Below are 12,981 nucleotides of genomic sequence, written 5' to 3'. Positions count from 1 at the left end.
CATGGTTTCTACCGATCCCTGCTGGGACGCGGGCGCCTGACTGACGGGTGACGCAGTACCTGCAGGGAAAGCGCCTTGTCAGAAGATGACGTTGGGCTCCGAAGGGGAACTGCGATGAAATGACAACGGGCAGCGAAGCCGAACTTGATTCAGCCGAGCCGATCACCACGCACGGCGTTGCAAGGAATGTGGCTTGTCTTGCCGGGAGCGGCAATGCGAAGTGGGAACTCGCGAGCGCACTTTCGATGATATTGGCCTGTATCGCTGAAGCTCGCGATACTCCGGCCGAATCGCGAAGCAGCTTCTTGATGTGGCCGCTCAGGGTGCCCGGCCGGCTCGATCAGTGATGCAGCGAGGACCGTGCGTCTCTCAACGCTTACCGTCGAGAGAGGAAGGCTCTTCTCTATAGACAGGACCTGCTAGGGCAACGGGCGCCCTCGCCTCCTGGAAATAGAACATGTCCATATCAAACCCTGCCTTCGTCAACATGACTCTCGCCTTGTCGACATCGCCAGGATTGACACGCACAGCGATCATGTTTTTCTGGTACGTCACCGAAGCGGAGGTGACGCGGACCGGCGCAGGTGAATCCACCATGTATTCATACAACAGCCGCTCATATACAGCCATCATTTCTTTCAAGCTGTATCTCACGCGAAGCACTCCTATCGTGGGATCGTCCTGGAGGGTCTTGCTGTGTACCACATCAGCAGCAACGGCAACCATCTGATGCGCGGAATTGTGTTCGTCATACTCGATCCACGTGCCCGCATAGTGTTCGCCCAGCTCCTCGATCAGGGCTGGCGTATTGTCCCCCGCCTTGGAACGCACCTGATCGTTTTCCGGAGTCAGATACTTGAGCAGTCCCGCTTTCTCCATGGCCTCCTCGATCGTTCGATAGCCTACAGTACCTGCCGTTATGTGGGCCTTCGAAACCTCCCCTGGATCAGCTGCGCATGCCAGCGAGACAGCACACATGCCGCTGACGGCTGCGATCAACTGAAATCTGGAAACGGCTTTCCTCATGTCGACCTCCGCGCTTCATCATGCTTAGAAGGAGAACTTGCCCGTGCGCTTTTCGCACCTGCAATTTCCGATCCAGCCGGATTGTCGGCCACGATGACGAAGTTCGCAAACCTGGCTCAAAAAGAAAAAGGTCCATCACGCCTTGTCGGAGTGGGCACGAGGCTTTCCAAACGACAGCCCGAGCAGCGCGCGCCCGCCTTGAACTGTCCACCCCAATGCTGAGATGGCCCCTCAGACGCGACGCAAAGGCGAAGACAGTACTCATGTACGGCAAGCCTTTGCAACAAAGTATGAGGGGCCATATCAGCACCTCCACACGAAGACTTTCACCGCAAGCGCCACCCGTTCATTCGCCACGCAAACCTATCCTCCCCGGTATTCCGCGAAAAAAGCGGGCATGCCCGCTTTTCCCGTGTGCCTCTGGCGAACCTCAGAACACCACTTCATCCCATTGCTGCGCGACAAAGGCCGCCCGCTCGCCGGTATGCACTACCGGGTCACGTCGCAGGCCAATGATGATGCCGTCGTGCGCCAGTTGCATCGTCTCCTGCGGATTGCCGTACAGATCGATGGAATGGCCCAATACCGTCGATGCAGCCAGCGTGGACCCCGCCTCCACCTCGGGAACGAACAGCCCTCCTTTTGCGAACGTGAGCCAGCCGCGCTTGGTCACGCGGCGCACGCTCGGCGGCGGCGTGTCGCCCGCTTGCGCGGGCAGTATTCCCAGTTGCGCCGCAAGCCGTGCAAAGCCCTTCTCGGCCTGCGCCACGTTGTGCGCTTCATAGCGGCTGCCGCCGCCCAGTTCCAGCATGAAGGCGGGAATGCCCAATGCAAGGCATTGGTAGTCCAGCGCCCCCGCGATGTTGCCGGGCAGCTCGCCCTTGCCGCCCACATCCATGCGACAGGCCACGTTAGGCTCGAACAGGCTGATCAGGCGCAGCATCTGCGCTTCTGGCAGCGGGCTGTCGGGGTGTACCTTGTAGACCGCATAGACACGCGAATCGAACAGTGCATTCATCGTGTGCAGATTGACCAGAAGGTCTGCCGTGCCCTGGATCTCCTGCATCAGCGCATGGGCCAGCCGCTCCGATATCAGGCCGTGGGCATTGCCCGGATAGGTCTGGTCGAGATCGAGGTCGTCATACGGATTGCGCTTGCGGCGGATGTCGAGCGCATGGGGATTTCCGGTCGGCGTGACGACCACGTTGCCGGTCATGGCCGACGGATCGAGGCTGCGCGCGAAGCGCAGGGCCGCCAGCATGCCGTTGATTTCATCGCCATGCACCTGGCCGTGCAGCCACAGCGTCTTGCCCGGCTTGGCGCCGCGAATCGCCAGGTAAGGCAGCGAGATCTGCATGCCGGAAGACATGCTGCCCACCGGGATGTCGCCCTGGCCGATGGCCGGCGCGGACGGGTCGGAGAGAAAGTCCTTGATGATTCCCATGTCAGTGCCTTCCTGCAATCAGTCGAGTTTCAGGTTCATCGACTTGATGAGCTGTGTCCACTTGGCGGTGTCCTCTTCCACGAACTTGCCGAACGCGGCGCTGTCCATGGCGGGAGGAACCTCCACCATCTGCGTCTTGAACTTCTCGGCCAGGGCCGGGTTGGCCTGGGCCGCCTTCAGCTTGCCGTAGAGCCAGTTCACCGCTTCCGCCGGCGTATCGGCGGGCGCGAAGAATCCATACCAGTTGAGCGCCTCGTAACCGGGAACGCCCGCCTCGGCGATGGTGGGCGTGTCAGGGAGAAGCGAGGAGCGCTTGGCGCTGGTGACCGCCAGCAGCTTGATCTTTCCGGCCTTCACGTTGGGGATGACGGAGGTGTCGAGGAATGCGATGTCGACGCGGCCGCCCATCAGGTCGGTGAGCGCTGGCGAAGACCCCTTGTAGGGAATGTGCCGCGCGTCGATGGCCGCCTTCTGCGCGAACATGGCACCGGAGAGATGCTGGGAGGTTCCCGTTCCGCCGGAGCCATAGGTCAGGTCGCCGGGGTGCTCCTTGCCGTAGCGCACCAGTTCCGCCACCGAATGGAAAGGCGCGTCGGGACGCGTCACCAGCAGCAGCGGCATCTGGACGCCCATCGCCACGGGCTTCAGGTCCTTGGACGGGTTGTACGCAAGCGACTTGTAGGCGCTTGGCGCAATGCTGATGTTGCCGGGACTGCCCATCACGAACTGGTAGCCGTCGGGCTTGGCACGCGCCACCGCGCCCACCCCGATGATGCCGCCCGAGCCGGCCTTGTTGTCGATGATGATGTTGGCACCGCCGTTCTGCGTGATGTCCTGGGCATACAGGCGACCGACCACGTCGACGCCACCGCCCGCAGGAAATGGCACCGTGATGGTGATCGGCCGCTCGGGATAGGCCGCCTGAGCGGCCTGCATGACGCCCGCGCCCAGCACGCTTGCGCTCAACAGAATGGTCTTGATGGAAAGCTTCAACATGAGTTACCCCGCTGCCAGTATGGAATGAAGAAAGGATGGATGCGAGGAGCGAACACGCTCCCCGGATCATTCAGCAAGTTGCGCGCCAGCAAAGGCCTGCGCGAGATCGGCGATGAGATCGTTCGGGTCTTCCAGCCCGATATGCAGGCGAATCACGGGGCCGCGCGCGCTCCAATCCGTCACGCTGCGCGCCTGCGTCATCGCGGCGGGCGTCACCAGGCTTTCATAACCGCCCCATGAGGCACCCAGTCCGAACAGCTGCAACGAATCGATCAGCAGGTCCACCTTGTCTGCCGGCGTATTCACCGGCAGCTCGAAGGAGACCAGGCCGTTGGTGCCATCGCAGTCGCGCAGCCAGATGTGGTAGCCGGGGTGCGTGGGCAATGCGGGGCAGAACACCGTGCGCACCGACGGTTGCTTTCCCAGCCATTCGGCCACCTCGAGCGCGTGCTGTTCATGCACCTTGAGCCGTGCGGACAGCGTGCGCAGGCCACGCAGCACCAGCCATGCATCGTCGGGGCTCACGGTCATGCCGAAGGCATCGCAGCGCTCCGCGAGCGGCTCCCACATCGCCTCGGTCGTGGCCACGGTTCCCATCATCACGTCCGAGTGCCCGGAGAGATACTTGGTGGCGGCCATCACCGATACGTCCGCCCCCAGTGCGAGCGGCCGGTACTGCACGCCGGAGCCCCAGGTGTTGTCGACCGCCACCATCGCACCACGCGCGTGCGCCATCGCACAAAGTGCGGGCAGGTCGCACATCTCGTAGACGAGCGAGCCGGGGCACTCCGCGTAGACCATGCGGGTGTTGGGCTGCATCCTGGCCTCGGCATCGCTGCCGTCGGCGGCGAAGAAGCTGAATTCGATGCCATAGGGGCGCAGAAACTGTTCGGTGATGTGGCGCACCGGCTGATAGGCGCTGTCCGACAGCAGCACGTGGTCGCCGGGCTTGAGGTAGCTGAGCAGCGTCATTCCGATGGCCGCGAGCCCCGTGGGAAGCAGGCGCGTGCGATACGCGCCCTCCAGCTCGCTCACCGCATCCTCCAGCGCAAAGCTGGTGGGCGTGCCGCGCGCACCGTAGCTGAAGATGCGCTCCTTGCCCCGCCGCGCACGCATGTCGCGCTGGTGCGCCGTGTCGTCGAACACCACGGTGCTGGCACGCACGATGGGAGGATTGACCGCGGAGCCGCCCGCGAATGCGGGCGACTTGCCCATGTGCGACAGCCGCGTGGGCAACGCGGTGGCGATCGGCTTGTCGTTCTCTTGTTTCATGATCTCTCTTTCCTGCCGGTGGCTGCATGCATGTCGTTCTCCGATGCCGCAGCCACCCGCAACATCAATCGAGCTTGGCGCCCGACAGCTTCACGACGTCGCTCCAGCGCTTGATGTCCTGCTTGAGCTGCTCGGTGAATTCCGCCGACGTATTGGCCACCACCTGGCTGCCTCCGTCAACGACGAGCTTGGTGACTTCCGGCGTCTTCAGGGTACGCACGATGGATTCGTTCAGATAGGCCACGCGCTCGGGCGGTGTGCCGGCGGGAGCAAAGAAGCCGTACCAGTCCTCGAACGTGGTGTTGGGCATGCCCATTTCCTCCAGCGTCGGCACCTTGCTGAACACGCCCGTGCGCCGGGGACTTGTCACGGCCAGCGCCCGCAACTGGCCGCTGTGGATCATTCCCGCGACCGACGATGTCGAGGTGATGAGCACGTCCACCTGCCGGCCCATCAGATCGTTGATGGCCGGGCCCGCGCCCTTGTAGGGCACGTGCGTCATCGGAACGCCCTTTTCCTTGGACAGCACGACGCCCACCAGATGCGACAGCGTACCGTTGCCCGGCGTGGCGAAGATGACCTTGTCGGGCGTGGCCTTCGACTGCGCGGCCAGATCGGCGAAGCTCTTGAACGGCGAAGATGCCGCCACCACGATCGCCAGGGGCGCTGCATTCACCTGCGTGATCGGGATGAAGTTCTTCAGCGGATCGAATCCCGGTGCGCTGTACAGCGTCGGGTTCACCGCCATGAGCGAGACCTGTCCGGTGAGCAGGGTATAGCCGTCGGGCTTGGCCTCGCTCACCGCCTTGGCGCCAATGTTTCCACCGGCTCCGCCGCGGTTGTCCACGATGGCCGCCTGGCCTGTCGCCTCCGGCAGCTTGGTCGTGACCCAGCGCGTCGTTGCATCGTTGCCGCCGCCTGCGGGAAACGGCGAGATGAAGCGCAGGGGTTGCGATGGAAAGCCATTCACCTTGGCGAGTGGCTCGGCCCAGGCGGCGGTCGCTACGACGGCCGCCATCAAAGTCACGCTGATCGAACGGATGGCACGCATGTTTGTCTCCTTGTATTGATATCTGAAAGCGGCGAGGCGGTAGTGGGGTATCAGCCGGGTGAAACCTCTGCCTCGCCCGTGGCGTGCGGCAGGTGGAACTCGGCGAGCTCCCGGGCATCGAGTTGCTGCACGAGCCCGGTTTCCCATGCCAGGTACTGGCGCGCGGCCTCCTTGTTGCCGTCATGGCGGTCGTGCACGAAGAACAGGTAGTCGATGCAGCTGGCATCGGGTGGAACGTGGGCGGAGCTTTCCTGCGGCTGGCCGGATGCCACCCAGGCCTCCATGCCGCCGGCCAGCAAGGCAGCGCTTGTGCCCAACTCCCTCGACGCCCATTGCGCCACGGCGGGCTCATCGGCAACCAGCACGATGGAGCGTGTCTCGCCCTGCAGGTCCTGCACCAGCCGGGGGCGGATCGACCAGATCGCACCGGGGACATGCCCAGCGCGGTACTTCATGCTCGCGCGCAGGTCGACCACGACGGCTTCGTTGCGAAGCAGGCGTTGACGGAGTTCTTCCGCTGAAATTTCCGGCAGCGAAGGCGCACGCGGTGTCTGCGCTGGCGCGAGATCCAGGCCGCTGTCCAGGCCGCCGATCAGCACGTTCGCGTCGTGCCCCATCTGGCGCAACCAGCTCGCCACCACGGCAGCGCGCACGTTGTCGCTGTCAAAGAGCACCAGCCGCGCGTTGCGCACGCCCACGTACTGGTCGGCCGCCTGCATCAGCTGGCCACCCGGGGTGAGCTGCGCGCCGGGCAGCGTGCGGGCCTTGAACTCTTCGGGTGTCCGCACATCGCACAGGAACAGGGTACGCGACGTGTCCTGCTCCCACTGCTTCACTGTCGCCGCGTCAACAAAGGGCACCTGGAAGCGCTCGGCCAGCCGGGCGGCAGAGGGCTTGAGTGCATCGCTTCCGGAGTCCGGCGCGTAGTGACGGGTCTTGCCGTGGTCGAGCGGCAGGTCGACCAGGTACCAGCCCTGCGTGCCGTTTTCGAGCGCATAGACGGGGTTGGGAATGCCCAGGTTGATCAGCGTCTGCGCGCCCAGGATCGAACGCGTGCGCCCCGCGCAGTTGATGACGATGGGCGTGCTCGCGTCAGGCACCAGGCGATCAATGCGATAGGCCAGTTCGCCATTGGGGCAGCAGATGGCGCCCGGAATGCTCATCTTGTGGAACTCGGAGATCGGGCGACCGTCCAGCACCACCAGCGGCTCGCCGGATGCCTGCTTCGCGGCCAGTTCCTTCGCGGTGATGCGCGGCGTGCCGTAGGCATGCTCCACCAGTTCGCCAAATGTCTTGGATGGCAGGTTCACGCCGGCGAACAGGACATAGCCGGCCTTGCGCCATGCCGCGGTCCCGCCTTCGAGCACGTACACATCGGTATAGCCCAGCGCCTCGAGCGCCGCCGCTGCGCGTTGTGCCACGCCCGCGGTTCCGTCGTCGCCGCCGTCGTAGACCACCACGCGCACCTGCTTGCGCGGCACGAGGCGAAGCACATCCACTTCAAGGCGGCTGAAGGGAAGCGGCGTGGCGTAGAAAAGATGCGATTCGCCGTACTGGCCGTGCTCGCGCACGTCAAAGACGGCGATCTCCCGGCCGTCGTGCAGCCAGTTCTTCAGCGTGGATGGGGAAATGGATTCAGTCATTGCACTGCGTTCGAAAATTTCGGACAAGGCTCCGCCCGCGCGCCCTTGGGGGCGCACTGCTCGAAGCCGGCGTTTCAGGATGGAATCAGCGGGTGGATCAGCGTCGGGTCTGCACTCCGATGCCCATGGTCTGGCAGGTGCCCGCCTGCAGGTCGTAGCTGGTGCGCGACGTCAGCGTCTCCAGGGCACGGCCATACATGTGCAGGTGGCGGATCACCTGCTCTCCCCGGATCTCCACCGAGTGGATGTCGTCGGGCATGAGCGCGATGCCATGGCCCGGCTCAACCACGACCAGATCCACCTCCTTGAGCGTGCCCTTGCCGGGAACGGAACCGTCGTCGGTGCGCTCATAGACGCGGTTGTGCTCGGTGCCTTCCACGGCAGCGATGCAGGCCCAGGTGGTGTGGTTGTGCGGAACGATCTTCTTGCCGGGACGCATGACGTTCAGGTACAGCGCATAGCTCTGGTCCGGGTCCTCGGCGATCAGGTAGCGCGCCTGGTGCTCGCCCTCCTCCGGCGCGGGAAAGTCGGCCTGTGTCCAGAACTCGCGCCTCGCCGCCAGGCCCACGAGCTCGTTCAGCACCTGGTCCAGATGAGGGCGTGTCAACGCGTCGCCCACGGCAGCCTTCATGTTGTCGATCGCTGTGGTGACTGCGGCTGTGCGTTGGGGGGCATTCGTATTCAAAGCGGGCTCCAGGAAATTGTTCAATGCCCTTGAATTTATCAACGCATTTTGGACAGAACAATCCTAGCAATTGATACGAATACTTTAGTAATATTTATATATGGAAAAAACGCTTGAGCTCGAACTGCTGCGCACGTTGGTCACCATTGCCAACCAGCAGAGCTTTGCCGCGACGGCCGTGCACCTGGGCAAGACGCAGTCCGCCATCACGCAGCAGATGCAGCGGCTGGAGGAAAAGATCGGCCATCCGCTCTTCGAGAAACAGGGACGGCAGAAACAGCTGACCGATCATGGGCAGCGGCTGCTGGTCTATGCGCGGCACATGCTGGCGATCCACGACGAGGCTCTGCTGAGCCTGCAGAACCGCCAGATCCAGGGCCTGGTGCGCATCGGTGCGCCGCACGATGTCTCGGACACCATGCTGCCGCTGGTCCTGCAGGAAATCGCACAGAACTTTCCCAGCATGCAGATGGACGTGCACGTGGGGCGCAGCCCGTTTCTCATGGAATCGCTCAAGCAGGGCGAGCTCGACCTGGTGATATCCAACCGCGAAGATCCCTCGCTGGAAGGCTTCGTCCTGCGCTCAAGCCCCACCGTGTGGCTGTGCGGTGCGAACTATGTGCACGATCCCTCCAAGCCGATCCCGCTGGTGCTGGCCGACGGCCCCAGCATCTTCCGCAGGCTGGCCTGCGAGTCCCTGGACGCGATGAACATCGCCTGGACACCACGCCATACCTGCACCAGCCTCGTCGGCATCCTCGCGGCGCTGCGCGCGGGACTCGGCGTCACCTCGCGGGGCGTGGAGCAGCTCGACCCCGGCCTGCGCGTGCTGGGCAAGGGGGACGGGATGCCCGCCCTGCCCGACCTGATCTACCACCTGTATATCCGCAGCCATGTGATCAACCCGGTGACGCGGCAGGTGTTCGAGAACCTCAAATCAAGGATTCTCTTCGCGGGCAGCCTGCGCGAGCGCGCAGTCCACTTCGACGCGGCATCGTCGTAGCACCGGAGCCGCATCAGAAGATGCCAGGCGCGCGCCAGGAGGGCTCGTGTCATTCGCTCACGCTTCAGCGGTGCATGGCGTCGGCTCGATCTGCATTTCCCAGCGGCCTGTTTCACAGAGCTTCTGAATCCGCTGTGTGTGCGGCTCCAGGTCGAGCCCCTGCGATGCCACCCAGGCATCGTCGTAGTAGGTGTCGAGGTACCGGTCGCCACCATCGCATGCCAGGAACACGATGGAGCCCGCCTCCCCTGCCTTTTCCATCTCGCAGGCCAGGCGCAGCGCGCCGTAGAAGTCCGTTCCGGTAGAGCCGCCATAGCGCTTCCCGGTAAGCCGTGCCAGGTAGCGCATCGCAGCGTAGGAGTCGACGGTGCGCACGCGAAGCATGCGGTCAATGACGCCCGGGATGAACGATGGCTCCACCCGGGGCCGGCCGATGCCTTCGACGCCTGAAGACTCCGCATTCGACAGCGTGGCGTCGCCGCTGCGGTGGTAGTCCAGGAACACCGAGTTCTCGGGATCCACGACACACAATTGGGTCGCATGGCCGTGGTAGCGAATGTACCGGCCGATCGTCGCCGAGGTGCCGCCGGTGCCCGCGCCCGTGACGATCCACCGGGGAACCGGATGCAGCTCGTCCTCCAGCTGGCTGAAGATCGATTCGGCAATGTTGTTGTTGCCGCGCCAGTCCGTCGCGCGTTCCGCGTAGGTGAACTGGTCCATGTAGTGGCCCCCGGTCTGGCGCGCAAGCCGGGTCGCCTCGTCATACACCTGGTCGCCGCGATCCACGAAATGGCACTGGCCACCGTAGAACCTGATCAGGTCGACCTTGGCCGGAGAGGTCGAGCGCGGCATGACGGCGATGAACGGCAGGCCGAGCATTCGCGCAAAGTAGGCCTCCGACACGGCGGTGCTGCCGGAGGACGCCTCGATGACCGTGGTTCCTTCGCGGACCCAGCCATTGCACAGCGCATACAGGAACAGGGACCGCGCCAGACGGTGCTTCAGGCTGCCGGTGGGGTGCGTGGATTCGTCCTTGATGTACATCGACACGCATCGGAACCCGGCCAGCTCCAGCGGAATGATGTGCGTATCGGCGGAGCGGCAGAAATCGCGAGAAATGCGTTGAACGGCCGCAGCGGTCCAGGCGTTGGAATGATGGTGCATCGCTTACCCCCTGTTCGCCGGCAGGGCCACGACCGCCTCGATCTCGATCTGCGCCGATCTGGGCAGCGCGGAGACCTCCACCGTGGCGCGTGCCGGATAAGGCGTGGACAGCATCGACGCCATGACCTCGTTGACCTGCGCGAAGCCTTGGAGATCCGTCATATAGATCGTGAGCTTGACGACATCGCCCAGCGTACAGCCGGCACTTTGGGCAATCGCCTCCACGTTGCGAAGTGATGCACGGGCCTGCTCGCCGATGCCTTCCGGCATGTCCACACCGTTGGCGGACAGGGGAAGCTGGCCGGAGACATACAGCAGTCCTGCAGCAGCAATGGCCTGCGAGTAGGGTCCGATGGCCGAGGGGGCGTCGTTCGTCGCAAAGGCCTCGCGCGCTCGGTCTCGCGCTGCGAATGGTGGGTTCTCTGGGTTCATTGTCTTGCGCACCATGAGGATGGTTGGGAGGTCGCACCCCGAAACCGGTGTGCGAAGGTGTGGCATGCATGGCCCCTCAAGCCCGAAGCGTTGCCTTCGAGCGTCAGGGACAGGGCGGGTTCAGCGGCTGGCGTTGACACGCGCAAGCAGGCCGCTGACGGACTCGGCGGGGAGCCGAAGCGCGAAGATCAGGTCGTTGGCGGCCGTAAAGTCTTCACCGACGATGAGTCCGGCCATGGTCGCCGTCGCCTCGGTGGCGGGGGCCGGTATCTGCGCGACATGGCTCAATGCCAGCGTGAACACCAGTCCGTAGGGCATGTCCTCCGAAAGGAACCGTGTCTGCGTATCCGTGGGGCCCGGCGGACCGCCCCGCTTGCGGTGCAGCTCCGATGCGATGTCCGAGAGCTGCTCGGACTCGGTATTGAACGACTGGGCAAAGTGCCGCTCGATGGTGCGCACCTGCAGTCCAAACGCGTTGGCCACGGCTCTGCGCTCGACGTCGAGCTGCTTGATCACGGCTGCCACGCGCGGGGTCATGAAGTGGTACTGGGGCCAGTTCTCGCCACGTTCGATCCGTGTCCAGTTGAACAGCGCCAGGGGACCGTGGGCCACCGGATTTATGTTGGTCAACGCGGTCGCCAGGGCGTTTTCATCGACAGTGAAGCCGTCGCCGAACAGCGATTCGCAGGCCGCCAGCGCAGCGGCCTGGCCGGAGCGCGGCAGGCAGGAGACGCCCAGCGACGTGCGCCGCGTCATGATCTTCACGGCAGCGCCATCGTGCCGGCGTGCCGTGAGCACGGTGGTGCCAAAGCTTGCCACGGAGATCGGAATACCGCGCTCCAGCGCCGCCTCGTAGAGGTAAAGGGCCGACAGCGAGCTCATCGAGCTGACGATGACCAGCTGCCCTGGCTGGAGGTGCGGAATCAGCGCATCCATCACGCTCCTGTGCCAATTCACCGGTACGGCGATGAGCAGCACATCGGCTCCATGGGCCAGCTCCCCTGCGGTATCGGCAACGCCGACACGCACGCTGGCATCGAGCACACCGCTGGCAGCCAGGGGCTTCGAGCGCAGCGCGTCCGCACCGCCTCCGCGAGGCGACCACAGGGACACGGCGTGGCCGCGATGCGCCATCCATGCGGCACTGGCAAGTGCGATGCCACCGGTTCCAACAATTCCTACGTTCATACGCTGCATCACTCGCTCTTGATGTTGCCGTGCTTGACCACGCCGGCCCAGCGCTGCGAATCCTCCGCAATCAGCTGGCCGAATCCCTGGCTGCCGGAGCAGTTCACATCCGCCCCCGCATCCTGCAGGCGCTTCCTGGTCTCGGGGAGCTGGCAGACCTTCAGGGTCTCCTCCGCGAGGCGCGCGACCACCGCCTTGGGCGTCTTGGCCGAGACCATGACACCGACCCAGACCGGAATGGCCAGGCCGGAAAGGCCCGTGGCCTGCTCCACGGTGGGCGTGCCCGGCAGGTTGTGCAGCGGCTCCTTGGTAAACGTTCCGAGGACCCTGGCCTTGCCGCTGAGCACCATGGGCTCGATCGAAGCGGCACTGGTCACGATGGCATCCACGTTGCCGCTGATGAGGTCGATGACGGCAGGAGCCGCCCCGCGATAGGGCACATGCGTCAGCTTCACACCGGCCCCCTGTGCCAGCAGCTCCCCGGTGAGATGGGATACAGTGCCCGTCCCCGTCGATGCATAGGCGAGCTTGCCTGGCTCGGCCTTGGCGGTCTTGAGCAGTTCGGCCAGCGAGCGGAGGCTGCTTTGCGCGCGCACGGCGATAACCATCGGCGTGTCGGCCACCATGGCCACCGGGACCAGGTCTTGTTGCGCCAGATACGGCAGCTTCGGCATGAGATGCGGCGCAATGGAAATGGCACCGCCCGTGGCCAGAAGCAGGGTGGAACCGTCGGCGGGCGCCTTGACCACCGCGTCTGCCGCAATCACGCCGCCGGCGCCACTCTTGTTCTCGACGATCATGGGGGTCGAGAGCCGTGTTGCGAGCTGCGAGGCCAGATAGCGCCCGATGATGTCTTGCGACCCGCCCGGCGCGAACGGCACCAGCAGGCGGATCGGCTTGGACGGCTCCTGCGCGACTGCCGGGTGCAGGGGCACGAGGGCTTGGGCCACCAGAGCCATGGCTGCGCCATATCGCGCAGCGCGGCCATGCAAAACAGAAAAGCGTTTCATTGAAAACCTCACCAGTTGTCTGTGCGGCAATTATTCAAAGGCAGCGCTTTGGAATGAAGCCCTGAAA

13 protein-coding genes are annotated in these 12,981 nt (G+C 64.2%); 2 read left to right on the top strand and 11 right to left on the bottom strand.

The features are described from left to right. Positions 1 to 119 precede the first annotated feature (119 nt). The gene (locus H9K76_RS01150) at positions 120 to 347 is read left to right on the top strand and encodes a hypothetical protein (protein ID WP_187597790.1); all 228 of its coding nucleotides are present in this window, start codon (positions 120 to 122) and stop codon (positions 345 to 347) included. 22 nt (positions 348 to 369) lie between these two features. Here H9K76_RS01150 and H9K76_RS01145 read toward each other — a convergent pair whose 3' ends face one another. The 7 genes from H9K76_RS01145 to H9K76_RS01115 form a co-directional block, all read right to left on the bottom strand. Beyond that, positions 370 to 1,026, bottom strand: a complete 657-nt coding sequence (locus H9K76_RS01145) for a hypothetical protein (RefSeq protein ID WP_187597789.1) — start codon at positions 1,024 to 1,026, stop codon at positions 370 to 372. Between the two features lie 430 nt (positions 1,027 to 1,456). After that, positions 1,457 to 2,470 (bottom strand): M14 family metallopeptidase, encoded by a 1,014-nt coding sequence (locus H9K76_RS01140; RefSeq protein ID WP_187597788.1) that lies wholly within the window; start codon positions 2,468 to 2,470, stop codon positions 1,457 to 1,459. A gap of 18 nt (positions 2,471 to 2,488) precedes the next feature. Further along, positions 2,489 to 3,466, bottom strand: a complete 978-nt coding sequence (locus H9K76_RS01135) for a Bug family tripartite tricarboxylate transporter substrate binding protein (protein ID WP_187597787.1) — start codon at positions 3,464 to 3,466, stop codon at positions 2,489 to 2,491. Between the two features lie 66 nt (positions 3,467 to 3,532). Next, positions 3,533 to 4,738 carry a cystathionine beta-lyase gene (gene metC / locus H9K76_RS01130; RefSeq protein WP_187597786.1) on the bottom strand — a complete coding sequence of 402 codons (1,206 nt, stop codon included), beginning with the start codon at positions 4,736 to 4,738 and terminating at the stop codon, positions 3,533 to 3,535. Between the two features lie 64 nt (positions 4,739 to 4,802). Further along, positions 4,803 to 5,756: a Bug family tripartite tricarboxylate transporter substrate binding protein gene (locus H9K76_RS01125; protein ID WP_425489716.1), complete on the bottom strand. Its 954-nt coding sequence runs from the start codon at positions 5,754 to 5,756 to the stop codon at positions 4,803 to 4,805. Positions 5,757 to 5,839: 83 nt separating this feature from the next. Then, positions 5,840 to 7,432: a rhodanese-like domain-containing protein gene (locus H9K76_RS01120; protein WP_187597784.1), complete on the bottom strand. Its 1,593-nt coding sequence runs from the start codon at positions 7,430 to 7,432 to the stop codon at positions 5,840 to 5,842. 97 nt (positions 7,433 to 7,529) lie between these two features. After that, on the bottom strand, positions 7,530 to 8,117 hold the full coding sequence (locus H9K76_RS01115) for a cysteine dioxygenase family protein (RefSeq protein WP_187597783.1): 588 nt from the start codon (positions 8,115 to 8,117) through the stop codon (positions 7,530 to 7,532). A 100-nt stretch (positions 8,118 to 8,217) separates the two neighbouring features. Between H9K76_RS01115 and H9K76_RS01110 the strand changes: the two genes are divergently transcribed. Then, on the top strand, positions 8,218 to 9,120 hold the full coding sequence (locus H9K76_RS01110; protein WP_187597782.1) for a LysR substrate-binding domain-containing protein: 903 nt from the start codon (positions 8,218 to 8,220) through the stop codon (positions 9,118 to 9,120). Between the two features lie 57 nt (positions 9,121 to 9,177). On the opposite strand, the gene H9K76_RS01105 is transcribed toward H9K76_RS01110, so the two are convergent. The 4 genes from H9K76_RS01105 to H9K76_RS01090 all read right to left on the bottom strand — a co-directional run bounded on the left by H9K76_RS01105 (position 9,178) and on the right by H9K76_RS01090 (position 12,914). Further along, complete coding sequence (locus H9K76_RS01105; RefSeq protein WP_187597781.1) at positions 9,178 to 10,284, bottom strand: PLP-dependent cysteine synthase family protein; 1,107 nt, start codon at positions 10,282 to 10,284, stop codon at positions 9,178 to 9,180. A gap of 3 nt (positions 10,285 to 10,287) precedes the next feature. Then, positions 10,288 to 10,716, bottom strand: coding sequence for a Rid family detoxifying hydrolase (locus H9K76_RS01100; RefSeq protein ID WP_187597780.1), 429 nt, complete (start codon positions 10,714 to 10,716; stop codon positions 10,288 to 10,290). Positions 10,717 to 10,836: 120 nt separating this feature from the next. Beyond that, positions 10,837 to 11,904, bottom strand: a complete 1,068-nt coding sequence (locus H9K76_RS01095) for an NAD/NADP-dependent octopine/nopaline dehydrogenase family protein (RefSeq protein WP_246475235.1) — start codon at positions 11,902 to 11,904, stop codon at positions 10,837 to 10,839. 8 nt (positions 11,905 to 11,912) lie between these two features. After that, a complete protein-coding gene (locus tag H9K76_RS01090; RefSeq protein ID WP_187597778.1) occupies positions 11,913 to 12,914 on the bottom strand; it encodes a Bug family tripartite tricarboxylate transporter substrate binding protein in 1,002 nt (333 codons plus the stop codon). Positions 12,915 to 12,981 lie beyond the last annotated feature (67 nt).

The sequence above is a fragment of the Diaphorobacter ruginosibacter genome (assembly GCF_014395975.1).
Taxonomy (GTDB): domain Bacteria; phylum Pseudomonadota; class Gammaproteobacteria; order Burkholderiales; family Burkholderiaceae_C; genus Diaphorobacter_A; species Diaphorobacter_A ruginosibacter.
The sequence above is the reverse complement of the archived record's forward strand: the minus strand, read 5'-3'. Positions and strand labels throughout refer to the sequence as shown.

Coding starts and splice junctions, on each gene's coding strand:
- H9K76_RS01150 (WP_187597790.1), top strand. CDS start 120: ATGACAACGGGCAGCGAAGCCGAACTTGATTCAGCCGAGCCGATCACC.
- H9K76_RS01145 (WP_187597789.1), bottom strand. CDS start 1,026: ATGAGGAAAGCCGTTTCCAGATTTCAGTTGATCGCAGCCGTCAGCGGC.
- H9K76_RS01140 (WP_187597788.1), bottom strand. CDS start 2,470: ATGGGAATCATCAAGGACTTTCTCTCCGACCCGTCCGCGCCGGCCATC.
- H9K76_RS01135 (WP_187597787.1), bottom strand. CDS start 3,466: ATGTTGAAGCTTTCCATCAAGACCATTCTGTTGAGCGCAAGCGTGCTG.
- metC (WP_187597786.1), bottom strand. CDS start 4,738: ATGAAACAAGAGAACGACAAGCCGATCGCCACCGCGTTGCCCACGCGG.
- H9K76_RS01125 (WP_425489716.1), bottom strand. CDS start 5,756: ATGGCGGCCGTCGTAGCGACCGCCGCCTGGGCCGAGCCACTCGCCAAG.
- H9K76_RS01120 (WP_187597784.1), bottom strand. CDS start 7,432: ATGACTGAATCCATTTCCCCATCCACGCTGAAGAACTGGCTGCACGAC.
- H9K76_RS01110 (WP_187597782.1), top strand. CDS start 8,218: ATGGAAAAAACGCTTGAGCTCGAACTGCTGCGCACGTTGGTCACCATT.
- H9K76_RS01105 (WP_187597781.1), bottom strand. CDS start 10,284: ATGCACCATCATTCCAACGCCTGGACCGCTGCGGCCGTTCAACGCATT.
- H9K76_RS01100 (WP_187597780.1), bottom strand. CDS start 10,716: ATGAACCCAGAGAACCCACCATTCGCAGCGCGAGACCGAGCGCGCGAG.
- H9K76_RS01095 (WP_246475235.1), bottom strand. CDS start 11,904: ATGAACGTAGGAATTGTTGGAACCGGTGGCATCGCACTTGCCAGTGCC.
- H9K76_RS01090 (WP_187597778.1), bottom strand. CDS start 12,914: ATGAAACGCTTTTCTGTTTTGCATGGCCGCGCTGCGCGATATGGCGCA.